11 protein-coding genes, 1 tRNA gene and 2 pseudogenes are annotated in these 25,016 nt (G+C 40.1%); 9 read left to right on the top strand and 5 right to left on the bottom strand.

The genetic code is table 11. From position 1 onward, the window contains the following. The 4 genes and pseudogenes from ACFIJS_RS07720 to ACFIJS_RS07705 all read left to right on the top strand — a co-directional run. Positions 1-2,220, top strand: a 2,220-nt coding sequence (locus ACFIJS_RS07720) for a phage tail tape measure protein (protein WP_375651006.1), incomplete at its 5' end; no start/stop codon positions are given. A gap of 156 nt (positions 2,221-2,376) precedes the next feature. Continuing rightward, positions 2,377-2,861: pseudogene (locus ACFIJS_RS07715) on the top strand (phage tail protein). Then, the gene (locus ACFIJS_RS07710) at positions 2,858-3,112 is read left to right on the top strand and encodes a tail protein X (protein ID WP_375609809.1); all 255 of its coding nucleotides are present in this window, start codon (positions 2,858-2,860) and stop codon (positions 3,110-3,112) included. Before ACFIJS_RS07715 ends, ACFIJS_RS07710 begins: the two are co-directional and overlap by 4 nt. Beyond that, positions 3,112-4,101, top strand: a pseudogene (locus ACFIJS_RS07705) (phage late control D family protein). Before ACFIJS_RS07710 ends, ACFIJS_RS07705 begins: the two are co-directional and overlap by 1 nt. 471 nt (positions 4,102-4,572) lie before the next feature. On the opposite strand, the gene ACFIJS_RS07700 reads toward ACFIJS_RS07705, so the two are convergent. The 5 genes from ACFIJS_RS07700 to ACFIJS_RS07680 all read right to left on the bottom strand — a co-directional run bounded on the left by ACFIJS_RS07700 (position 4,573) and on the right by ACFIJS_RS07680 (position 8,432). After that, positions 4,573-4,643: transfer RNA gene (locus ACFIJS_RS07700), tRNA-Gln, on the bottom strand. Positions 4,644-4,732: 89 nt separating this feature from the next. Further along, positions 4,733-5,491, bottom strand: coding sequence for an ABC transporter ATP-binding protein (locus ACFIJS_RS07695; protein WP_375651005.1), 759 nt, complete (start codon positions 5,489-5,491; stop codon positions 4,733-4,735). Further along, on the bottom strand, positions 5,488-6,438 hold the full coding sequence (locus ACFIJS_RS07690) for an iron chelate uptake ABC transporter family permease subunit (RefSeq protein ID WP_375651003.1): 951 nt from the start codon (positions 6,436-6,438) through the stop codon (positions 5,488-5,490). The genes ACFIJS_RS07695 and ACFIJS_RS07690 overlap by 4 nt, the downstream gene beginning before the upstream one ends. Further along, positions 6,431-7,387 carry an ABC transporter permease gene (locus ACFIJS_RS07685; protein WP_375651002.1) on the bottom strand — a complete coding sequence of 319 codons (957 nt, stop codon included), beginning with the start codon at positions 7,385-7,387 and terminating at the stop codon, positions 6,431-6,433. Before ACFIJS_RS07685 ends, ACFIJS_RS07690 begins: the two co-directional genes overlap by 8 nt. A 106-nt stretch (positions 7,388-7,493) precedes the next feature. After that, complete coding sequence (locus ACFIJS_RS07680; protein WP_375651007.1) at positions 7,494-8,432, bottom strand: siderophore ABC transporter substrate-binding protein; 939 nt, start codon at positions 8,430-8,432, stop codon at positions 7,494-7,496. 194 nt (positions 8,433-8,626) lie between these two features. Between ACFIJS_RS07680 and ACFIJS_RS07675 the strand changes: the two genes are divergently transcribed. The 5 genes from ACFIJS_RS07675 to ACFIJS_RS07655 all read left to right on the top strand — a co-directional run. Next, positions 8,627-14,227, top strand: coding sequence for an autotransporter outer membrane beta-barrel domain-containing protein (locus ACFIJS_RS07675; RefSeq protein WP_375651001.1), 5,601 nt, complete (start codon positions 8,627-8,629; stop codon positions 14,225-14,227). A 678-nt stretch (positions 14,228-14,905) separates the two neighbouring features. Continuing rightward, positions 14,906-17,944: an autotransporter outer membrane beta-barrel domain-containing protein gene (locus ACFIJS_RS07670; RefSeq protein ID WP_375651000.1), complete on the top strand. Its 3,039-nt coding sequence runs from the start codon at positions 14,906-14,908 to the stop codon at positions 17,942-17,944. Positions 17,945-18,233: 289 nt separating this feature from the next. Further along, complete coding sequence (locus ACFIJS_RS07665) at positions 18,234-21,065, top strand: autotransporter outer membrane beta-barrel domain-containing protein (RefSeq protein WP_375650998.1); 2,832 nt, start codon at positions 18,234-18,236, stop codon at positions 21,063-21,065. Positions 21,066-21,767: 702 nt separating this feature from the next. Continuing rightward, complete coding sequence (locus tag ACFIJS_RS07660; protein ID WP_375650997.1) at positions 21,768-21,953, top strand: hypothetical protein; 186 nt, start codon at positions 21,768-21,770, stop codon at positions 21,951-21,953. Positions 21,954-22,746: 793 nt separating this feature from the next. Beyond that, positions 22,747-25,016: autotransporter outer membrane beta-barrel domain-containing protein (locus ACFIJS_RS07655; RefSeq protein WP_375650996.1), on the top strand; the 2,270-nt coding region annotated here is incomplete at its 3' end.

The raw sequence follows: 25,016 nt of genomic DNA, 5'->3' as shown, positions 1-25,016 counted from the left end.
CAGCACTTTAAAAATTGGTTTGACCCTGAACATCTTGAGGATGCGACAAAGAATGCGGAAAATGCTTTTATCCAAGCGCGGGGGCGCATGGTGGGTGCGCTTGCGCAAACAGCAACCTTAATTGCACCGCTCTATAAAGCCATGCAATTTGACCAATCGATGAAAGGCTTGGAAAAGGTTCTGGATGCCTCTCTTGATCGCTTAAAGGAATTGCGCCGTTTTGCTTTGGAAACCTCCACCAAGATTCCGCTAGCGGCGCGTGAAGTTTTGGAACTGATGACCAGTGCCAGCCAAGCAGGAATTGGTGAACAAGATCTCGAGGCTTTTAGCATTTACGCTGCCAAAGCAGCTGTGGCTTTTGATATGACGGGGGATCAGATTGGGGAGCGCTTTGCTAAATTGCGCAATGTCTTTAAGCTTAATCAAGCAGGCATTGAAGATTTAGGTGATGCTATCAATCATCTCTCGAACCACATGGCGGCAAAGGCCAGTGAGGTGTCTGATTTTACCAATCGTGCCACCGGTGCAGCAACCATGTTTAAGTTGACAGCCCGCGAAACCGCGGCATTTGGTACAGCGATGATTTCTGCTGGGATTGTTCCTGAGAGTGCCGCGCGTGGTTTTAATGCGATGAGTGCGCGCATTCAGGCTGGGGGCAAACATATTGAAGATGCTTTTGCTAATATTGGGCTTTCCCACGAAAAATTCATGCAAGATCTCGACAAAGATGCCACCGGTACCTTGGTGCGCTTTTTTAATGTGTTGGGCAAATCCGAACAAGGGATGCGCTCGCTGATTGCCATTGCTGGGCGGGACTTCACGGGCGATTTTGCCAAATTGGTGGGCAATCCAGAATTGTTAGGGCAAGCTTTAAAATATGTTGAAGACCCAAAAGTCTTTAAAGGGTCCGTAGAACAAGAAGCCGACAAACAAGCAACCGGTGCTATGCGACAATTTGAACTCTTACAAAACCGCATTGTGGCTTTGGGCATCACCATTGGTGAAGTGCTTCTGCCCCCCCTCAACAGTTTGATGGAAAGTGTTGGCAATTTTACCAATGGGCTTATGGCGTGGGCGAATGCTCATCCCACTTTAACAAGCGCCATTATCAAAACCATTGCTGCCCTGATGGCTTTTAATATTGCTCTACGGGTTTTGCGTTTTACCCTCGCTGGCACACGTCTTGGGCTTCTTCAGTTGATCACGTCTTTTATTAAGCTTAGAGTACTCAGTCGTGGTGTTGCTGCAAGCTGGCGGGGCTTAGCAGCCGCAGGGCGCTCACTGGGCTTGCTAACCGCGGCTCTTGGGGTAAGTTCACTCCGACTCTTACGCCCCATGACCTTGTTGGTCGGGGCTTTACGGGGGATTGCTGTCTCAGGAAGTGCATTTGCTGCCTCTTTTGGTTGGATCGGGACAGTGATCGAAGTGGTTGGGGCGGGTATTTCCTCTGTTGTGGGGGGTATTTTTACCCCAATAGGGGCTGTGGTTGCTGCTGTTGTGGCGGTCATACTGGCTGCTGGTTTTGCTTTGTGGAAATATTGGGATCGTTTTTCTTCTTTTATGAAGGGCTTTGCACGGGGAATAGCACACGCTTTTGGGCAAGCCTTTGAAGCTGTTATGCGCTTTTTTGGTGCTGATACCACCACCATTACCAAATGGAAAAATATAATCGCCAATGCTTTTGATCTCTCTCAAGTTTGGCAAAAGTTTAAACAAGAGCTTTCCTCTGTTGCCGAGTGGTTTGGCAATTTGTGGGAGGGCGTTAAACAAAGCTTTTCCAACTTTTGGCAATGGTTGAAGAGTTTTTTTACACAGGAAAAGCTCTCGGAGAGTGCCAAGGCTGGTATGGAACAAGCGGGCGAAGATCTGGCTAATTCGATTGTCGATGGCTTTATGTCATCTATCTCACAATTGATGGATTTTTGTAAATCTTTGCCTAGCCGCATTAAGGGGTGGATTGGTTCCATTGATGTAAGAGAGTTTTTGCCAAGTTTTTTGGGGGGCAAAACAACCATTCAACCGATTGCACAATTTGCAGGGGCGGGGCGTGCAAATTCCCCTTTCACAGAAGCAAAAGGCAAAGAGCATTCCACTATCACACACAATCAAAATGTCACAGTGCATGTCAATGGGGCGCGTGATCCCATTGCCACCGGTCGTGCGGTTGCCCACGCCATTCAACGGGCACGCGCTAATGCGCTGCATGGCGGGACAGAATGATACGGGCTACAGAATAAGGGAAAAGACGGCATGCTGGAAAGAACACAATGAGGGGAGGGATGAAGTGCTAGGAGAGCGCAATGGTAGGAGAGATGCAATGATACGTTTTGAAAGAGATGACGTGCTGGAAGGGATACAATCAAGGGGAGGGCGTCTATGAGAGATCCTTTGCTGATGTTAGGACCACATCTTTTTTATGTGGACTGGCTGAATTTCCAATCTTTTGAGGAAGATTTTCTGCTTCATGGGTTTGCCTAGAGCGTTTTGGTGAGGCTCCCGGTTTGCAATTTACCGGCTATGGCAATGATCCTAAAACCATCCATGGGGTGTTGTTTCCAGAAGAGTTTGGGGACCGGGTAGCGATAGATGCCATCACCAGAACCATTCGTGCTGCCAAGCCCGTTCAGATGATCCGTTGGATGAGTGACAATGGCTATAGCGCCATTCTCCATGGATCTGTGGTAATCACCAGTGTCACGAAAGATCACGACTATATTAGTCGCTCTGGTCAATCGGGGCGCATTCGCTATGCCATTAGCTTGTTACCGTTTTTCGATGGAGGAAAACCGCAAGGTCAATATCAGGTGGGACAATACCAAGAGGGATATGGTCAATATTCCCAAGGAGGAGAAACGCCATGAAGATACCAGAAAAGCACCTCGTGGTAGAGCTAGAAGATATGAGTCTCGATCTGATCTGCTTTCACCATGCCATGGCTGTGTTAGGGGACCGTTCTCAAGTTGGGGGACTAAATGGCTATTTAGAAGCCACACTGGAAGCCAATCCAGGTATTGCAGGGTATGGTGCTCTGTTGCCACGGGGCTTAAAGGTCATTCTGCCTGAGTTTGTTAGCCAAGAAAAGAACAGCGTGGTGAAGCGGTTATGGGATTAATGCGCACGCATCCTTTTATTGAGGTGAGGGTGGGGGATAAGCTTGTTCATGAGGTTTTTTACCAGCGTCTTTTAACCGCAACCATTACGGACCATGCCGGCAATGAAGCCGATACATTTGAAGCAGAGTTTGATGATAGTGGTAATGATTTAGAGGTTCCCTCAAGCAACAGCACTCTGCAAGTGATTTTTGGCTATGAGAACAGCATCAGTGCCTTTATGGGGCGTTTTGTTGTCGAGTCGGTGGTGAGTATTGGGGGCAGTGATGGAGAGATTTTGTGCCTTTGTGGCAAAAGCGCCTCGATGCGTAAAGAACTCAAAGAACAAGCGAGTGAACATTTTGATCACAAAACTGTTGGTGAGATTGTTGAGACACTCGCCAAACGCCATGGCTATCAAGCAAAAGTTAGTCCACAATTTATCAAATAAACTCTTTCTTATGTGATTCGTACAGATCAATTGGCTGTTGATTTTTTAACCCGCCTTGCGGACCGCATGCGGGCGCGTTTTTTAATCAAAGACCATAAGTTTTTATTTTTAAGCGGGGATAATTTACCAGCACTTAAACTTCATAAGCACGACTGTTCTAACTGGGAATTCACGTTAGAGCCACGCACGCAATACGGCACTATTGAAGCTTCTTATTTTGATCGCTCAACAGGGAAACAGGGCCAAGTCAAACATCAGACAGGGTTCAGCGGTCCCGTGCGTCGTTTGCGTTGTTGTTACACCAGCAAGGAAGAGGCTTTGGCTGCTGCTGCATCAGAATCAGACCGACTTTGTCGTGCTGTGGGGAGTGGTTCTTTGTCCCTTGCGGGACGACCAGAAATCATGGCCGACCAACCTTTGCTGTTGCAAGGGTTCCGCGGTGAAATCAATGGTCCATGGAAAGCTTCCACTGTCACCCACTGCTATGAAAAACAAAGCGGTTATACAACAGAAATTACACTCGAAGCTCCCAACAAGGGAAGGGAAAGCAGCGAAGAATAGAGTCTGTTAGGAACAAAAAATCAAAGGGTCAAGTTAACCCTTTGATCGATCGTGATGAGGAATAGGTGCAACTTGCACCAATTCCTCAAACCAGCAATGGTGCAAACATTGCACAATTGCTTAAACATATCTCTCTTTTTAATAATGTGCTTAGAATACAGAAAAATTATCACTCAATTTATTTTAAAAGAGGTCACTGCATCTTATAAATGCCGCGTCTCAAATAATCCGACTCTGGCTCAAGAATTCATCATCTCAAATTGCGACTTTTAGAGGAAGAAAAAAAGATTCATGGAAGAGGTTTTAAATACCCTTTGAAAGGTCTTTGAAGACCCTTTGAGAACACCTTTAAAAGCTCTTTGAAAAAAATAAATTGGTACAAAACCTAGTGGCAAAATATACAAAACCCGCTGGCAAGCTACAAATACAAAACCCGCTGGCAAGCTACAGCTACACAAGCTACAACTACAGCTGGGGAACCTGGATTCGAACCAAGATTGACGGAGTCAGAGTCCGCTGTTCTACCATTAAACTATTCCCCAGTAAGCAGATTTTGTCATTTTTAGCAGATTTTGCAGGGCACGCAAGCTTAAAAAAAGAATCTGAGTAGATTACTAATAATAAGAAAAATTCATTGATAATAAAGGGCGATTGGTACGCCATGGATTGTTTGGATCTGAATATCTATATCATAAATGTCTTGAAGAATTTCTGGTTGCATAATTTCTTGTGGTGTTCCACAATAAGCTGCTTTACCATTCTTGAGTGCAACGATCATATCCGAATAGGATGATGCGAAATTAATATCATGCATGACAATGAGAATGGTTTTTTTTAGCTCATCAGCTGTGTGGCGTAATTGCTTCATCATGGAAACAGAATGTTTCATATCAAGATTGTTCAGTGGTTCGTCTAACAAAAGGTAATCAGTATCCTGACAGATGACCATCGCGATAAAAGCACGCTGACGCTGCCCACCAGACAGTTCATCTAAAAAGCGATTTTTTAGATCTTCTAAGCCAAGATATCGGAGTGCGCTGTCAATAAATTGTTTATCTTCGTTGTTATACCAGCCTTTGGAGTAAGGATAGCGGCCAAAACTGACTAAATCGTATACAGTTAGACGAAAGGATAAAGGATTATCTTGACGCAGGATTGATAGTTTTTGCGCCAGAATATCGTGAGGCATTGTGTCAATATTTAAGCCGTCGACGTTAATTGTGCCTTTATCACTCGGTAAAAGACGTCTTATCATCATTAAAAGGGTTGATTTTCCAGAACCATTGGGGCCAATGAGAGAAACAATTCCTCCTTTTGGAAGATGAAGAGATAAGTTATCAATAATCACTCTAGCTCCATAAGACTTGGAAAGGTGATTGATTTCAATCATTTTAGTTTCCCCTTCATTAGTAAAATTAAGAAGGTGATTCCACCACAAAATTCAATAATAAAACTCAAGCGTCCTGCCATATTAAAAACTTGCTCTAAAATGAATTGTCCACCAACTAAACAAATAATAGCCAATAATATCGCAATTGGAACAACAATACTGTGTTTTGCTTGTGGGGAAAGTTCATAAGAAAGGTTGGCAACCAATAGTCCAAAAAAGGTAACGGGTCCTACAAGTGCTGTGGAAATCGATACGAGAATAGAAACAAAAATAAGAATAGCTGTAACGCTTTTATGGTAATTAACTCCAAGATTGAGAGCGTTCTCGCGTCCGAGAGAAAGAATATCAAGTAGGTGACGTGAACGCCAACCAATGAGACTAATAATGAAGATAATGATTGTGGCAAAGCTTATTAATGAGGTGTTGAATTTATTAAAATTTGCAAACATGATGTCCGTTAAATTCATTATTTGGTCTGGATTTAATTGTAACTGCATGAACATGCGTAAACTGAAAAAAAAGCCCCCTAAAACAACACCAATCAAGAGGGTTAAATGAAGCCCTTTGAGGCTTCCCGAAAATAGCCAGCGAAAAAGGCTTATTGAAAAAATAATGAGAATGAGAGACTCAAGAACGAGTTGTCCTTCTTCACTAAAAAAAGGCAAAGAAAGGGAGCCGAGAAAATAAATCGTAATGGTTTTTATTAAAATATAAAGCTGATCAAACCCCATAATAGAAGGCGTAAGAAGACGATTATTGACAACTGTTTGAAATAAAACGGTAGAAACGCTTATTGCATAGGCAATGAGAAGAAGAGAGGCAAGTTTGGTTAAACGGAATGTCCACGTATAAATGTTGACATTCCATGTCATATAAAGACTAATTACAGTGCACGCACTTACAATCAGCATTGTCAGTACAAGCTTTGTTGCTTTGTTTTTATCCAAAACGCTTTCTCCAGCGTAAAAGCAGTATAATAAAGATAAAGCTCCCAATAACTCCCATCATTGTGCTTATGGGAATTTCAAGAGAAGGATGAATTATTCGTCCTAAGATGTCACAGATTAATACCAGTCCTGCACCATTGATTGCTACCCATGGAGCTGTATGACGCATATTGTCGCCCATGAAATTTGAAACAATGTTTGGAACAAGTAGTCCGACGAAGGGGACTCGGCCGATTGTACAGACTACAACGGCGGTGATTGATGAGACAATAAAAAGGCCCCAAAACATAACGTTACGATAATTAAGCCCAAGATTGTTAGTTAGATCTTCTCCTAGACTGGCTACTGTAAAACGATCGGCAGTAAAATAAGCAAGAATACACAGGGGAAAAGCAAGCCACAAAAGTTCATATTTTCCATCAATAATCATTGCAAAACTACCAAATAAATAGGCTTGAAGAGAGGGAAGAAGCATTTCATGATCAGCAATCACATTGGTTAATGAGCCAATGACATAACCAAGCATGATTCCTGTGAGTGGCACAATAAGAACAGATTTTAGAGGAATCTGACGTAATAAAAACATAAAAAGGAGTGCGCCAGTCATTGCAAAAATCGTAGTGACGGCCATTTTTCCTAAAACAGGTATATTGGGCAGGAAAATCATTACAAAAAGAATACCAAGAGAGGCAGATTCAACGGTTCCAGCAGTTGATGGCTCTACAAAACGATTGCGTGCAAGCAATTGCATAATCATACCTGAGAGTGCAAGTGCTGGGCCTACCAAAAGCACTGAAACTGTACGAGGAAGACGTGTTTGCCAAAAGATAAGCCACGCATGTGGATTGCCTGATAACAGGTCGTAAAGTGTCACATCCGAATAGCCAACAAAAATACTCAGGATAGATAGTAGAACAAGAACTATTATGGCTATCCAATAATTTTTCACGTTAAAACATTTTCCAATAAAAAGAGCAGAAGTCTTTCACAAATAACTTCTGCTCTTAAAGCTTTATTTTATGATTTGTTGTATGACAAGTAAATTCTTTGTGTATTTATTCGCTTTTTGTAAAGGCTTGATTGAGTTGCTGAGCTGTTTCGTTAAGTCCAGTTAGACCCCCACTCACTCCATACCAGCTCCAAGAATCCAAGTAAATAATTTGGTTTCGTTTTCCAGCTGTTGTGCGTTTGACGAGATCATTATCGAGCAGTTGTGCTGCAGATTGTCCTTCTCGCCCAATTGCGGCATCACGGTCAATAACCAATAGCCAATCAGGATTGGTCTCAAAAATAAATTCTGGCGAAATAAGTTGTCCATGTTTTTGCACGGTTAATTTATCCGTTGCAGGAACAATTCCAAATGTTGAATGGAAAATATCAAAACGTGATTGAGGGCCTAACGCACTTATTTTTCCACCGGATGTCATAAGTATAAGCCCTGTACCTCTCCCCTGAGTTTTTTTACGGACTTCTGCTAAATTTTCCTTGAGTTTTGTAATCTGCTCTTCAGCTTCTTTTTCTTTACCAAAAATTTTTCCAAGAATAGACACATTTCGTTCAATATCCTCAAGAGAGTTCTGATTTCCTACGGTCAGGTCAATAGTTGGAGCAATTTTAGACAAATCGTTATATTTAGCTTGAGTCCGCGAGGAGATAATAATGAGATCAGGTTGAAGGACAGCGATCTTTTCATAATTAGGTTCAAAAAGAGTACCAATTTTTTCATATTTCTCGTCATCAAATTGTTGCAAATATGCAGGCTTTTTTCCTTCAGGAACACCGACAACTGCTTCGATTCCAAGGCGGTTCATATTATCAAGCGATGCGAGGTCAAACACAATAACCTTTTTAGGAGATGTGGAAACTATAGTGCTTCCTGAAACATGATTAATAGTCACATTTGCTGCATTTACACTCGGGTTTACCCATGAAAACATTGCAAAGCTGATTGCAACAACAAAAACAGAAGTTACCCGTTTCAAATATTTGATCATCATTTTATCCTTTTACTTTAATTACAAAGGGTTTATCCCATTGAAAACTTAATTTAGGCATTTTTATGCACAATACGATCACTAAGTAAAAAACATTATGTTGTAAAGCTGTCTAACATGTGTTAGAAGCTGGTCTCTTATCTTATTTTACTCAATGCCAGTGGCTTTTACAAGATTTATAGAAAGTTGGATATATGATTAACGTAGTTAAAAATCGTACACGTTTATGTGCTCTTACAACGAGCGTTCTTTTCTTTTTACAAGGTATGGATATCTGTATCGGAGAAAGTAGTCTTCTTAGAGCGTCTTCTCCTCAAGAATCATCGTGTAAAGCTCAGGATAATGAGGTGAGTCCTAGACAACCTATTTTTTGTCAGGACAGTGGAAGCCATACGATAACCGGAGGTAGTATTGAAGCGAAGGCATATGGTGAATATGCTGTACGTGCTGAAGGGCAGAATGTAGTTATTAATGTGAATGATGTATCAATTAAGGGTAAGTCGCTTTCACCTGGTGTTCCAGGTGTTGGTGTTCCAGGTGGTGCTGGGGCAGGACCTCATCTTCTGCTTAGTCCTAATACAATTCTTGAGGAAGAGGAGGATTCTGTAGGAGCTGCTGTATTTGCAAGTTCTCTTTATGAAAAGGGTACAGAGATTGATTTACAGAGACCAAGTATTGAGGGGTTTCACGTTGGTCTTCGAGCTGCAGAAAAAGGTAAAGTCAACATGAAGGGTGGGGCTATTACGAAAACTTATTTGGGGGCTTTGGCTGATCTAGAATCCTCCATTGTTTTATATTCGGCAACCGTTGATGTAAGCGGGATCGGTTTGTTGAGTATGGGTCAATCTATAGTAAAAATGCTATATGGGGGGGTGAAGTTGGGTGAAAGTGGGGTAGGGGTTATGTCGGCAGGTATGGGGTATGTTGTGCTACATGATGTTAGAATTTCAGGTTCTGAATTGAAGCAAAACGGACTTTCGGTGAGTCCAGAGCAGCTTCGGTTAAGGCAAGAAATGCAGGAAAAAGGTTTGGGTGGGGATTTTGTTGTTCCTGAGCCTAAGCGTCATGTATTGTTATCGAGTGGCGGCTTTATTTCTTTTAATAATGGAATAATTGATGTTTCCGATGCTTCAGTAATATCGGTTAATGACCATTTCCAAAGTTTTGCCGTTAATGATAGAAATGAGAGCATGGAGCTTGTATTGCTTGGTGATGAGGAAGATGAGGAAGATGAGGAAGAGGAGGAAGAGGAGGAAGAGGTAAGGAATGCAGTTCAAGGTGCGCTCTCAGGTGGTGTTTACAAGCTTCCTTCTATCACTGAAGGTGATGGTGAAGATGAAATGGATCAAAACCTTTTTGATGATATTTCTTCCGTTATGACTGAGATTGCAGAGGTTACAAAAGCTGCGGACCCTGAAGCATATTCTGTTCTTTTGAATGGTGGTGCCGTTATAAGGTCGTCAACTATTAAGGCGAGAGGAATGTCTTATGGTATACATTTTAATGGTTTTGTAGAAAAGCCTGAGGAGTTTGATGTTGATGATATTGATCTATGTGAAAAAGATGAACCTGAAACATATTCGGTTCTTTTGAAAGATACCACTCTCAGGCTTCCAAGTGGTGTGGCCATTTATGGTGATAATTTGAAAGGGCATGTGGTTGTAACGGACGATTCGACTCTTTCGGGTGATCTACTATTAAAGGCTGAGAGTTATTCCGATCTATCCGTTTTTGTTCATGACTCTCTCCTTATGGGTGCTGCTCGTGTTGATGAGAATTCTCGTGCTAGACTTTTTTTATCTGGAGGAACGGAGTGGCATTTAACAAAGAGTTCTGCATCTAGCAATTTGGAACAATCAAATGCCGATTGTATAGATTCATGTATTTCGTCTATACAGCTTGTAAATAGTAATATTAGATTTTTTTCTTTGACAGGTGGTGAGGGTAATAAGTACCAAACACTTCGCATTGGTAGTGGAGGTGGTAGGGTTTATAATGCTCTTGAAACTTCCAAGATTATCTTCAATGCAGATTTGATGCCGAGTGAAGATGGTAATGCTCAAGTCTCTGATAGACTTTTAATACATGGTGATGTTTCTGGAAAAACTTTGGTCGCTGTGAATGCTGTTTCAAGTCGCGCACCATCAGGACAGGAGGCACTTAATGGTCGACCTTACAGTGTTTCACTTATTCAGGTTTATGGACAAGCAGCAGAAAACTCTTTCCAGTTGGATGGTGGGTATATTACGTTAAACGGTTTACCTTATCGATATACTCTTCGTGCTTACGGTTCGAATTCGGCTACGAAATTTTTCGATCCTAAATTGAAAAGCGTTCCGCATTTTTGGGATTACCGTTTAGAGAATCAATATGTTACTGGAGAAGTTCAAGCTCAAGGACCTCAAGGTCAGGCTCAAGGTTCTCATGCTCAAGGTCAAAGTGCAGCTGTAGTTCCTAGAAGTTCGCAGCCTGAAGGGGAACTGCGTGTAGAGGTTTCTGGTGTGTCTCGTGAATCTCAATCCGTTGCTGGTGCTGCTCATGCATCACCTAGTACTTCTGCTTCTGTAAGCGCTTCTCAGCCTAATTTATTGGGGAGATCTGAAGAAGATGGTGATGCAGCAACTTTGGGAACTTCTTCAGATTCTGAGGCTGTGACTCGTGTTCCATCTCTAAGTAGATCTATAGGTAGTTCTCCGTCTTCACTTGGAAGATCTGAACCAGATGAAGAGTCTATGGTATCTTCTACTGCGACAACTCAGGTTGCTACTTCAACACCTGTGACTGAAGCATCTGGAGCAGTTGGATCGATTTCTTCCTCTTCTAATGGAGTTTCTGCTACGTCTCCTATAGTTTCTGGTGGATCTCAGGCTTCTGGACTTGCTGGAAGTGTTCCACTTGTTACACTTGCGCGCTCTGAAACTGTAGTGTCTACTCCTTCTACTGTATCTGAACCCCCTGTGGCTCGTGTTCTCTCTGCTGCATCTGAAAAATCTGCTGTAACTAGGGGTTCTGTTGGTGTGGCTACTGGGTGTGATAATACAAATACTTCTTATTCGTGCAATGATGGAAGAACGCATACAATAAATGCTGGTACGCTGAAAGTAAGTGATAATAATCAGCATTCTATACATGCAAATAAAACGAATACAGTTATTAATGTGGAGCGCACTACTATTGTTGGCGCAGCTTCTTCTAATCTGAAAAGTGATGTTAATGAGTTACGGCCTATGAGTGCTGTGCTTGCAGAGGAAAATGCAGAGGTTGTTTTGAGCAAGGAATCAACAGTGCAATCTTCTCTGATTGGGCTTGAGGCGCAAAGGGGTGGAAAGGTTAAAATGACTGATGGGGCGATCAATGCTACTTATGCCGGTGTTCTGGTGGGGCCAAGTTCGTCTGTTAATTTAAGTAATACACGAGTTAATTTAACGGGGGATTTAGCTGTCGCTGCTTTGGCTAGTAATGCTGGTCAGATAACTGTGGACTCTGGGGTTATTACTCTAACAAATGGCGTGGCAGTTAGGTCAGAATCCGGCGGAAATGTTACATTAGACAGAGTTAATATTATTGCAAAAAGAGGACAAAATAAGCCAAATTCAACAGAAAAGCGTGCAGCTTTCTTGTTGAGCGATCGTGGCTCTGTTGGTTTTGCGAATGGGAATGTTGTTACTGATGCTAATGCTTTGTGGATTAGGAATAATGGTGACGTTGTCGAGTCAGGTTCTTCTAGGACAAAGAGATCTTCCCAGATTCGTTCTTCTGTGAATTATGCTAATATTGAATATTCTACTATTAGAGTGGAAGGTGATGAATCCTACGGTATATATTTTGATGGTATGGATCAAAGATCAATAGGTGCACAGAACCATGCTGCAAATAGAACGCCTATTAGGCACACAAGGAGTGTGAATCCAAGTGTAGTTTCCTCCTCAGAGAAAGCGCCTGTGGATATAACAGGGGTGGTTTCATTGAAAAAAACTGATTTTGAGGTTCTAAAAAGTATAGCTATTTATGGTAATAACTCTAGTGGCCGTGTTTCTATAGCAGATAAAGCACATCTCTCGGGTGACTTATTATTGAGATCTGAAAATAGTTCTAATTTGTCAGTATCTGTTGATGATTCTTTAATTACGGGTGGTGCTCGCGTTGATAGAAATTCTTATGCAAAATTTGATTTGTCTAATGGAGCGCAATGGATTTTGACGAAAAGTCGGCATCAGCTTCAGCAAAGTTCGAATGCGGATTGCTCAGATTCCTGTATTTCCTCTATAAATCTTGCAAATAGTTCTATTAAGTTTGTACTTCCGACATCTGGAGAGCATCAGTATCAAACGCTTCGTATTGGGAAGGGAAGTGGTACTGTCTACAGTGCTTCTGGTGCTTCGATTTACTTCAATGCACGTTTGGACCCTAGTGATCCAACGGGTGAGCAAGTAACAGATAGGCTCTTAATCCATGGTGATGTTTCTGGAAAGACGTTAGTGCATGTGCAAGCGGTTTCAGCAAGTATGGGAAAAAACAATGGAAGTGATAAAGTAGCGCATAGTGTTTCCATTATTCAGGTTTACGGACAAGCACAGAAAGATTCTTTCCAACTAAATGGTAAGTATGTTGCACTGCAAAATTCACCTTACAAGTATACTCTTCGTTCTTATGGTCCAGAAACTACTTCAGCAGAAGAGCATGTTAGTCAGAAGTTTATGAAGGATGGTAGAGCGTTTTGGAATTTCCGCTTAGAAAATCAGTATGTTGAATCTAGTGATCCTAAAAGAACATCTCTTCTAGATTCTTCTACTAAAACTGGTTTTGTTTCTCATTCTGGAGGAGCTGTAAGATCTGTTGTTCCGCAAGTTCCGACTTATCTGCTCTTGCCAAATAGCTTATTCCATGCCGGTTTGATGGATATTAGCAATCAAAACAAACAGTTGGAGGTTATACGGATTGCTTCCAGTGGAATGGCGAAAGTTCATGAAAATCCAGCTTTATTCTTGCGCAGCTATGGTGGTCATTATCGTTATGCTTCAGATTTGTCCGCGCTTGAATATGGTTACGGAGGCGATCTTGGTTATAAGGCCATAGAGGCTAGTGCTTTGTTGCAAACAATAGAAAGTATGTATGGTACCATGTCCTTTGGTGTGATGGGAACTTATGGCAAACTTTCTTTGCAGCCTCAAGATGTTGAATACAGTCAAAAAAGTGTATTTGATAAATGGATAGCGACAGCATATGCCACTATGCAGCATGATGCAGGCTTTTATGTAGATGGTTTGTTCTCTTATGGTCTATTGAAAGGCGATGTTCTCACCCTTGCACGTGACAAAACAGCAACGTTGAAGAGTAAACCTTTAAGCGTTTCTTTGACGGGAGGTCAGCCATTGGCAACGGGCTATAAAGGTTTTGTTTTTGATCCACAAGTTCAGGTTGTTTATCAAAATCTCCAATTTGATCAGGCTCGTGATATTGATAACTTTGATATTGAGATGGGAAGACTTGATCAGTGGGTGGCTCGTGTTGGTGGACGTTTGATCAAGACTCCTACAGGCTCTGAAGGTGTGAATGCTGTTGCTTTTTATAGTAAGCTTTATCTGACTCATGCTTTTGGGAAGGAACAAACTGTGCATTTCAAAGACGCTTTTAAATTAGGTGCTTTTGGCTCTTCTTTCGAAGCGGGATTGGGTTTTAATGCCAAATTGTTACCACAGTTCTCTCTACATGCTGATGTTCTTTATCAACATAAGCTTAATAAGGCTGGTTTTTCTGGAACAAGTTTTTCTGGAGGAATACGTTATCAGTTTTAATATAAGATACGGTATGTACTTTTTTAAAAAAGGCAGCACAATGTGCTGCCTTTTTTCTTTGTAATAACTTGTGTTGTTTTTAAAAGCTTCTCATCTTCTTGATTGAGCGAAAAAAGACATAGTTTATTTTATGCATGAGAGCACTTTTCGATGCTAAAGTGAATTTTCTTAAAATTTATGCTTCTACTGATGCGATAGAGTGCCTCACTTTTAATCGGCTTTTTAAGCGTTCAGGAGTCCAGTATACGTTATGTTATTTTTTTTGGTACTGTATTGAGATTATCTAAATATAATATTTGATGTTTTCTAAAACTCGTTTTTGATAGTTTGTTTTCCACTGATTTAAATCATTGTTTCATTCATCTCCTTGTGGATTAATTTTTAAAGTTCACAATGTTTGGTTGTGTTTTTAATTAATTGCACGCACTGATTTTATTTTTTCTTTACACGAAATACAGAATGCATTATACACTTATAAAGTGTGATTTTAATTATTCTCCTATAGGTGGTTTTAGCGTAGAGCTTCTGCCAAATTTATTGGGATAATTCATTGCACAGTTCAAATGAGCATGAGGCATGTTCTTTTTGTTACACTTTTCGTATTTTGAGGTGTGCAAGGGGATGTTTTTCAGGTGCTTTTATTTTTAATGAGAGGGGAAGAAAAGTTTCGAGGGAACTATGATTAAAGTTTTTAGAAATCATGTATGTTTATGTGCTTGTACAACAGCTATCCTCTCTTTGCTCCAAAATGGAGTAGTGGTTGGTGCAAGTGTTGGACGGCATTATAGTGGGTCTTCTTATGGTATTAGAAATATCGAGACCGATATTTATGTCCTCCCAATTGCTCCCACTGTTCTAAACAGCAGTTATCTTATCAGCAGTGTTGATGGGTATCCTATTAGGGACAATAATTCTAGCTTTTTTAGTGGAGGTAGCGAGGAAAAAGGAAATGCATACGCCCGTGAAATAGATGAAAATGGTAAGCTTATATTACATGACGGTGCATATTATATATGCGATAATTGTGAAAAAGACAAAATTGATAATCGGTCTTATAATGTTGTACGTGGGAGGGAAACAACGAGCGCTACCGCTATAACAGTGAAAGGAATAGGTACGAAAGTTAATGGGAAGGATGTAACGGTTAGTAGTCAAGTTACTGACGAAACTTTTCTAGTAGGTGTGCATGTATTAGAGAATGGTAAGATTGTTTTAGAAGATCCGATTTTCAAAGGTGCAATTATAGCCCTTCGTGCGAGTAATGGAGTGATTGAGGTAAAAAATGGAAAGATTGAGGAAAGTCATGAGGGTGTTGATGCAACAGAGAATTCGTTTGTTCTTTTAGAAGATACAAAAATTAAGACCGCTAATGGGATCGCAAGTCTTTTAAGTTATGATCATTCAGAAGTTTGGATGTCAGGTGGATCAGTTGATTTTATGGACAGCCATGGGATTTCTTCGATGTTAGGTGGAAAAGTAAATCTCGAGAATGTTAAAATTACTGGGAAGGGTGACAGAAGCAAGGATCATGCGGTTGTGCATATGGATTCAGGGAAGGCTGTTAATTTAGAGGGTACTATTGTTAGTGCTGGGAATATCCATGGCATATTATTAGAAACTAAAGTCAATTCTATTCCTCTACAGGAAGTTAAAGATTTATCAAATGAGGATTCTGATTCAAAGATTCCTGTGACTGAAGTTAATATTAAATCCTCTTCTGTTACCGTAAAAGGTAAGGGATCTTATGGTATCTTCTTGCGGGGAGAGAAGCCATGGAGCGAAGGTGAAGCTAAAAAAGAGGAAATTTCATCAGAGGAAGAAAAAGCTCCACCACGATTAGAAGTTGTTAATTTGGATAAAACAGAATTTTCTGTTTTAGACGATGCGGCTCTTTATGGTAGAAACATTATTTCTGGTGCGGTGGGGTTGGTGCACAGCACTCTTCGTTCAGGGAATTTTTTATTAAAAGCTGAGGAAGGTGCTTCTATAACAGTTTTGGCTGATGCTTCTACTCTTGAAGGCCGTACTTACGTTGATAAAAATTCTAATGCCAAACTTTATTTGGGAGGCCGTTCTAAATGGATTTTACAACAACCGTTGCAAAAAAATCAACATGAGGCTGCACATGATTCTTCTATTTCATTAGTTAGTCTTATGGGTGAGAGCTCTATTAATTTTAAAAGACACGAATCTTCTTCTGTTGATGATTATCAAACCCTTCGTATTGGAAAGGGGAAGGGTGAAGTTTATAAAGCACTGGACGATGCCTCTATTTCCCTTAATAGCTATCTGAATAGTGGTGGTGCTCTTGATCATCAAAAAACTGATCGTGTTTTAATTCATGGTGATGTTTCGGGAAAAACAAAGCTCCAAGTGCATGCAGTTTCAGGAAGTCCAGGAGGATACACGGGAAGGGGAGGAAATGATGAAGGTATTTCAATCATTCAGGTTTCTGGACAAGCAGAGAAAGATTCTTTTCAGTTGGAAGGTGGTTATGTAGCATTAGATAAATTACCTTATCAGTATAAGCTTTATAGTTATGGTCCAGGGTCTCATTTAGGAAAAGCAAACATGGATCAAAGATTAGTTGAAGGGAATGGAGAATTTTGGGATTTCCGTCTTGAAAGTAGATCTATAGATTCTGATGTTAAACCTAAACCGGATTCTGCTCCGGAGCCTTTCCCTGAGCCAATTCCAGGACCAGAACCTTCTCCAGCACCAGCTCCGGAGCCTCATCCTAAGCCGGGAGTTAGGGCTGTTGTTCCGCAGGTTCCGACTTATCTCCTTTTGCCTAATGCCTTACGTCACATTGGTTTGATGAATTTGAGCAATCAAAATAAGCGATTAGAAGCTTTACGAATTGCTTCTGGGGGCTTATTAGAAAGTCGTGAAAATCCTATCTTTTTTGTGAGCGGTTATGGCGGCAATCATCGTTATACTTCAAATTTTTCCGCGCTTGAATATGGTTATGGCGGCGAGCTTGATTATAATGCCATAGAGGCAGGTGTTTTGCTGAAAACAATTGAAAATATGTATGGTTCCTCTTCTTTTGGAATTATCGGGGCTTACGAGAGATTTTCTTTGCAACCTTTGAATGTTGAGCAGAGTCAAAAAAGTACATTTGATAAATGGTCAGTTACGGCATACGGTGGTATGCAGCATGATGCGGGTTTTTACGTTGATGGTCTTGTGTCTTACGGTTTGTTTAAAGGTGATGTTCTAACAACTGCACGTGGCAAAACGGCAACATTAAAAGGAAATCCTTTAAGTGCTTCATTGACTGCTGGTAAAACATTTATGGTGGGGGAGGGTGGTTTTGTTTTTGATCCGCAAGTTCAAGTTGTTTATCAATATCTTCCATTTAATGAGGTGCGTGATGTAGATGGCTTTGATATTGAGCTGGGAAAGCTTCATCAGTGGGTGGCACGTGTTGGAGGGCGTTTAACAAAGAGGCTGGTCGCAACTGATAAGGCTCAAGTTGTTTCTTTCTATGGCAAGCTTCATCTTGCTCACGGTTTTGAAGGAAAACAATTTGTGCATTTTAAAGATGCTTTTCAGTTGGGTGCCTTTGGTTCTTCGTTAGAAACTGGATTAGGTTTTAATGCCCAATTGTCTCAAAACTTTGCTCTTTACGGCGATTTAGTTTATCAGCACAAGCTAACGAAAGCTGGTTTTTCTGGAACCAGTTTCTCTGGTGGTTTGCGTTATCATTTCTAGTGTTATTGCTGTTTTTGATTAATCTTTGAAAAAGCCACAGGTTATACCTGTGGCTTTTTCTCTTCTAAAGAGCCTTATATTGTTTAGCATTTTTGAAGATAGGCATCTTGCGCATCTTAAATGCGTTTTTCAGTTGATTTTTTGATTCTGCATTTATATAAAATACAAATTGTATTAATTATCGATAAAATATATTAACATAATATATTAAACGTGTTGCTCGTGCCCAAGGTCGTTTGGCAGAGTTTGTATTTTAAATAAGCGGGGAGAAAAAATTTACGGCGGAACTATGAATAAAATTTTTAAAAATCATCTCTCTTTATGTACTTTCACAACAGCTATTCTTTTCTTTGTGCACAATGCTGATGCAAATTTGCAAAGAGTTGATGCCAGTTTGCAGAGTGTTGGTGAAGGGGGCATTAAGGGAGATCTTTCTCCATGTGGTCGGAGTGGGTTATCTTACCGGTGTAGCAATGGTCAGACAAATCAGATTTCCAAAGAAACTTATCAACTAACTGATAAAAACAGTGATGCAGATACAGCCATAGAGGTATCTAAGAAAGGTACCATAGTTGAAGCGCAAGAAATAACAGTTGGGGGTTTTTCGAGTGTGGACAGTGTTTCGGAAAAAGGACTTTGGAAATATGGTGTAAAGGCCTCAGAGGAGGGACGTATCATTCTGAAAAATTCGAATTTAAGTGGCGTTTTGGTGGGAGTGAATGCTAGTCGTGGATCAATAAGTATGCAAGGTGGTTCGATTGACGCAATCAGAGTAGCAGTTTCTGTAACAAAGGAGGAAGATAGAGTGGGAGCTTCTGCAAATGGCGTAGAAGCTGACCGTGGCGGAGTTTCTGATATTTATTTAGACAATATGGAAATTAAGACAAATGGTGTTGGAGTTAAGATAGAAGGAAAAGGGAACGTCGTGCTAAAGGGGGTTTCTCTTAGTGTAGAGGGAAATCAGATCATGAAAGCAGATGGTCGCAGTGAAAATTCAGCTTTTTATGCGCTTCGAGGCGGTAACATTAATTTTATGAAAGGTCGTATTGATGTTACCAATGCTCATCTATTTTCATTGCAGGGGAATGGTCATATTTTTACTAACGTTGAAAATTCTACTATTACAATAAGGGGCGATGCATATGGTATGCGCTTAGAAGGAGAGATGGAACTTAATGATCCGTCAAAAAAAGAAGTTGTTTTGGTTGGAACGGATTTTATAGTTCCAAATAAGGTAGCTGTTTATAGTAGCAAGTCCAATAGTTCTATTAATCTCTTTCAAGGTGCAAGGCTTTTAGGAGATTTATTGCTGAGAGCTGAAAATAACTCTTCTGTAATGGTTAATGCTAATGCTTCTGCTATCGTAGGGGGAGTTCGTGTTGATGAAAGTTCTACTGTCAGGCTTCAATTGTCTAATAATTCGCAATGGTTTTTATTGCGTCCGAGACATAACAATTTACACGATTTTAATTCTATCGGTGATTTATCGGTTTCGTCTGTATTACTTTATAACAGTTCTATTGTTTTTGAAGAACCAAGAGCCAATACATCTCATGATTATCAGACTATGCGCATTGGAAAGGGATCTGATGTTGTTTATAGGGCATACCAAGGTTGGATTCACATGAATGCGCGTTTGGATCCTAGTGTTTCGAATGACAATCAAGTAGCGGATAGGCTCTTAATTCACGGTAACGTTCGTGGAAAAACTATAGTTCACGTGCGAGGTATTTCAGGAGTTTCAGGAGAAGAAAGTGCAAAAGCGCACAGTATTTCACTTATTCAAGTATATGGAGAAGCGAGAAATGATTCTTTTCAATTGAATGGCCAATACGTTACGCTAGGTGGGGCACCTTATAAATATGTTCTTCGTTCCTATGCTCCAAGGTTTACTGTAAAGGAAGAGCATATGAAGCAGAGATTTGTTAAGGACGATAAATTTATTAATAACAATGAGCCTTTTTGGAATTTTCGCTTAGAAAATCAATATGTCGTTTCTGATGAGGGTATATCTTCTACTGTTTCTGAAAATACGCCTCCTGTACGTATTTCTGTTGCGGATATTATTCCTGAACATTCTGTGGAATCGACATCTACTGTCGATTTTACATCCACTGCCAATGCTGAATCCTCTGTAGATGTTGTTTCTGCTGTAAGATCTGTTGTTCCGCAAGTTCCGACTTATCTGCTCTTGCCAAATAGCTTATTCCATATCGATTTGATGGATATTAGCAATAAAAACGAGCAGTTGGAGATATTGCGGACCATTTCCAATGGAACGCTAGAAGTTTATGAAAAGCCTGCTTTATTTTTGCGCAGCTATGGTGGTCATTACCATTATGCTTCAGATCTGTCCGCGCTTGAATATGGTTACGGAGGCGATCTTGGTTATAAGGCCATAGAGGCTAGTGCTTTGTTGCAAACAATAGAAAGTATGTATGGTACCATGTCCTTTGGTGTGATGGGAACTTATGGCAAACTTTCTTTGCAGCCTCAAGATGTTGAATACAGTCAAAAAAGTGTATTTGATAAATGGATAGCGACAGCATATGCCACTATGCAGCATGATGCAGGCTTTTATGTAGATGGTTTGTTCTCTTATGGTCTATTGAAAGGCGATGTTCTCACCCTTGCACGTGACAAAACAGCAACGTTGAAGAGTAAACCTTTAAGCGTTTCTTTGACGGGAGGTCAGCCATTGGCAACGGGCTATAAAGGTTTTGTTTTTGATCCACAAGTTCAGGTTGTTTATCAAAATCTCCAATTTGATCAGGCTCGTGATATTGATAACTTTGATATTGAGATGGGAAGACTTGATCAGTGGGTGGCTCGTGTTGGTGGACGTTTGATCAAGACTCCTACAGGCTCTGAAGGTGTGAATGCTGTTGCTTTTTATAGTAAGCTTTATCTGACTCATGCTTTTGGGAAGGAACAAACTGTGCATTTTAAGGATGCTTTTAAATTGGGTGCTTTTGGTTCTTCATTAGAGGCTGGATTAGGCTTTAATGCTCAATTGTCTTCGAAGTTTGCTCTTCATGGAGATCTTGTTTATCAGCACAAGCTTACAAAGGCTGGTTTTTCTGGAATTAGTTTCTCTGGGGGATTGCGCTATCGTTTTTAGCTTAGTTGTGCTTTAATTGTTTCATTTAAAAGCTACGAGCATAGTCTGTGGCTTTTTTTCCTGATCTAAATTGTGTTTGCTCGCTTGCTTATCATGACGCTAATATGTGAGTGAGTTTGAGGTTGGTTAAGCCGTTCTGGAATTTAGGCTAAGGTCTTAAATTTTGAGTTTTTCTCCGTTTTTCATCTTATTCCTGCTGCTTTTTATGCACTATGTCTGTTTCTTCTTGCATCCGATACTGTTCTTGTTGTATCTGGGGGGCTCTTGTTTCTGAGCTTTCTCTGCATTTTGAGCGAAATGCGAGAGCCGTAGTTCTATAGATTCCGTTTTGTTTCTTCCTATAAAATGGTTTATTTCATGTCGTCTTGTTGGATAATAGTGCTCAAAATAAGCAGTTGGAAACTCTATAGACTGTTTTCGTCGATTGTTGAAAATCAATAAAAATCTTGTCCTGTTTTGAGCGATTACAGAGGAAAGTATCATTATACTTCATAGTTCAAATTTATCTGGGCTTGAATATGGTGATAAAGGTGATCTTGCTTATAAAGCGATAGAAAAAGACGTTTTTCGCAGAATGAGAATAAGTGAGAGTGTGTTTGCGGTAATGTCCTTTTGGGTTTATGACAAGCTTTCTTTGCAGCCTCGAAAGGTTAAACAAAGTCAAGAAAGTATATTTGATAAATGGACAATCACAGCGGAAGCATGCAGCATGATACAGGTTTTTATATGGATTCTCTCTTCTCTTATGGTTTGTTTAATGGAAATGTTTTCACACTTGAGCGAGGTAAAACGGCTGCATTGAGAGGTAAGCTTCTAAGTGTTTTCTTAACTGTTGGTAAAACATTTATGATAGGCAGCCGATATTTTATTTTTGAATCACAGGTTTAGTTTGTTTATCATAATTTTTCGTTTCATAAAGTCTGCAATATTGATGGTTTTGATGTTGGATGAAGAAACAAAAAAATGAGCTGATGCGTGTTGTTGGGTGTTGAATCAAGATATTTACTGTATCTGGAGGGGAGGGGCGTTGTTTTTAAAAATGGCAGCTTCATTTAGTCAGAGATTTGAGAGGTAAAGAGATCGTGCATTTGGGTGATACTTTTTAATTGGCTGCTTTAGGCTCTATCCTAGAGACAGGAATTGGGTTTTAATGCCAAATTATCTCTGCAAATTACATTGCATGGAGATATAAGTACAAGCTTAATAAAGCTGGATTTTAGGGAGTGAGTTTCTCTAGTGATTATGCTACTGCTTTTAATGATAGTGCAAAGTGGATTTTGTATAAAAGGTGCTATAGTGCGCTGCCTTTTTTGTAATTGAAAGTGTTCCCTATCAAGCTAAATTTTTCCAAAGCTTTTGCCGATTTCGTCTTGATTTTATATGATCTTGAATGGGATAGATTTTTGATTTCAACAGGTAACAACATAGTGCTTTTTCTTATCAGCATAAACTGTTTAAGATTAGTATTGGAGGGGAATTTCTCTAGGTAGATTCCATTGTCATTTTTAGCTGTACTTGAAATATAAAATAATTTATATATAAGTGTATAGTTATATTATAATATATATTTATATTAGTAGTAATATTTAGTATTTGTCTTTTATTTCTCGTATTTTAAGAAGTTTTTTTGATCATTTTTAAGTGTTCTTTATCTTTTAATAAAGAGGGGTAAAGCGAAGTTATGTTTGATACATTCCGAAATCATATATTTTTATGTACTTTAACAACAGCTGTTCTTCATTTTTTGCAAGTTGTCAATGTTAAAGCTGCTGGAGGTTCGTGTGATCCAGCTGCTCCATTTTATAAGTGTGATGATGGTGGAAGACACACACTTCATAATAAAACTTATTATTTAAAAGGTCTCCAGGAAGATTCTGATGATTCCGCTCCCATTGCTGCCATATATGTGGAAAAAGAAGGCACGGTTATTGATGCATCTCAGATCATTGTTCTGGGTGATAATTCAGATCAAATATCTGCCTATGGTGCATATGTAAAAGATGGCGGAGAGCTTAATTTAACCAATGCGAATTTTAATAATATACCCGGTCTTCGTGCTCAGAATGCAGTTATTAACATGACAAGAGGGGCTTTTGAGGGGAGTTCGCATGCTATTTATGCATCGGGAAAAAAAGCAGATATTGCTTTAGTTTCTGTAAATATTGGGATTAAGCCAGAGGATTTGAATATAAAATCGATAGGTATTCTTAGCGATTTTGGTGCAATGGTTAGAATGTCAGGTAGTACAGTTACTTTTGAGGAGGTAGGCTCATTTTCATCACGGTTCGGGGGGAGATATCTTCTTGATAAAATGCAGATTAATGGGAAAGGAAAAAAGGAAAGGGATAGCGTTGATGACGATGATGAAGAAAAATTTATAGATAAGTTTCCAGAAGCTTTTGAGGTTTTTCAAGGGGGGGATGTTCATTTGAGGGATAATACTATTCAGCTTACCGATATGCATGCTTTCTTGATTAAAAATTTTTCAGGTTTTGCAGATGATAAGGGTAAGTTGGTTCAACAATATGGTTTATCAGATGACTTTAAGAAGACAAAAATTCAGCTTGAAAGATCAAATGTTTCTGTGCAGGGAGAGGGAACTTATGGTCTGTATTTTCATTCGTTAGATCCAAAACAACTGGTTCAATTCCTAGGTGGATATGAAGAAGAACTTTCAAACGCGGAAGCAGTCATTACGGGAGAGGCATCTGTTTCTTTGACACAGACAACTTTAACAGTTCCAAATGGTACGGCTATTTATAGTAGAGGATCTTATGGTGGCGAAGTTTTCAGTTCTATTGAATTAACAGGTAACTCAAAGATTTCTGGTGATTTGTTGTTAAAAGCTGAAAAAGGCTCTTTTATCTCTCTTATAGCTCATGACTCTTCACTTGTAGGAGGTACTCGCGTTGAGGATATATCTACTGTTGATTTGCAGTTAAGAGATGGCTCGACATGGACTCTAAGAAAAAGGAAACATCAAGATTTGCAGAAGCCGGATTCTACAGATTCATCCATTTCCTTTTTGAGTCTTTTCAACAGTACAATTGTTTTTGCTAAAGATAGTTCTGACGATTATCAAACGCTGCGTATTGGAAGGAAACAGCCATACATTGAAAATGAAATGGATAAAGTATATAATGACAATGGAATGAATGAAGTATTTAGAGCAGATGGCAATGTTCAGATTAAGCTCAGTGCATTTTTGAATAATGAAGGTTTGTTTGATCCTCAAAAAGTTGATCGTATTTTGATCCATGGTGATGTCTCTGGAACTGCTGTGATTCATGTACAAGATCTTTCAAAGAATTTAGAAACAAGTGTAAGCAATGAAAGAATCGACGATGTAAAAAACCGGAGTGTTTCGATTATTCAAGTTTCTGGGATAGCCCAACAGGATTCTTTTAAACTAGCTGACAATTATGTTACAGTTAATGGTTTACCTTATCAATATAATCTTCAAGCCTATGGTCCCACTTCTCCTGTGGGAAGGGCTAATCCTAGTAATAGATTAGTTGAAGGAACGGGGGAATTTTGGGATTTTCGTCTCGAAAGTATCTATATTAATCCTAAACCAACTCCTTCCGAAGTTATACCTGTTGAGCCGGTTACTCCTGCACCTGTTCCACCGATGCCTACTCCGCTTGAGCCATCTTTACCGTCTGAATCAGAAGATCTTTCACCTAAAGATCCAATGCCTACTCCATTGACACCTGTTCCACCGATGCCTACTCCGCTTGAGCCATCTTTACCGTCTGATCCAGTAGATCCTTCACCTAAAGATCCAATGCCTACTCCATTGACGCCTGTTCCACCGATGCCTTCTCCGCTTGAGCCATCTTTACCGTCTGATCCAGTAGATCCTTCACCTAAAGATCCAATGCCTACTCCATTGACGCCTGTTCCACCGATGCCTTCTCCGCTTGAGCCATCTTTACCGTCTGATCCAGT

Source organism: Bartonella sp. OT172YNZD (genome assembly GCF_042193725.1).
GTDB classification, from domain to species: Bacteria; Pseudomonadota; Alphaproteobacteria; order Rhizobiales; family Rhizobiaceae; genus Bartonella; species Bartonella grahamii_A.
This window is presented reverse-complemented; position numbering and strand designations above follow the sequence as displayed.

Bases quoted from the DNA above. Each gene is read 5' to 3' on its own strand.
- ACFIJS_RS07660 (WP_375650997.1), top strand. From the start codon at position 21,768: ATGCAGCATGATACAGGTTTTTATATGGATTCTCTCTTCTCTTATGGT.
- ACFIJS_RS07680 (WP_375651007.1), bottom strand. From the start codon at position 8,432: ATGATCAAATATTTGAAACGGGTAACTTCTGTTTTTGTTGTTGCAATC.
- ACFIJS_RS07710 (WP_375609809.1), top strand. From the start codon at position 2,858: ATGAAGATACCAGAAAAGCACCTCGTGGTAGAGCTAGAAGATATGAGT.
- ACFIJS_RS07670 (WP_375651000.1), top strand. From the start codon at position 14,906: ATGATTAAAGTTTTTAGAAATCATGTATGTTTATGTGCTTGTACAACA.
- ACFIJS_RS07665 (WP_375650998.1), top strand. From the start codon at position 18,234: ATGAATAAAATTTTTAAAAATCATCTCTCTTTATGTACTTTCACAACA.
- ACFIJS_RS07675 (WP_375651001.1), top strand. From the start codon at position 8,627: ATGATTAACGTAGTTAAAAATCGTACACGTTTATGTGCTCTTACAACG.
- ACFIJS_RS07695 (WP_375651005.1), bottom strand. From the start codon at position 5,491: ATGATTGAAATCAATCACCTTTCCAAGTCTTATGGAGCTAGAGTGATT.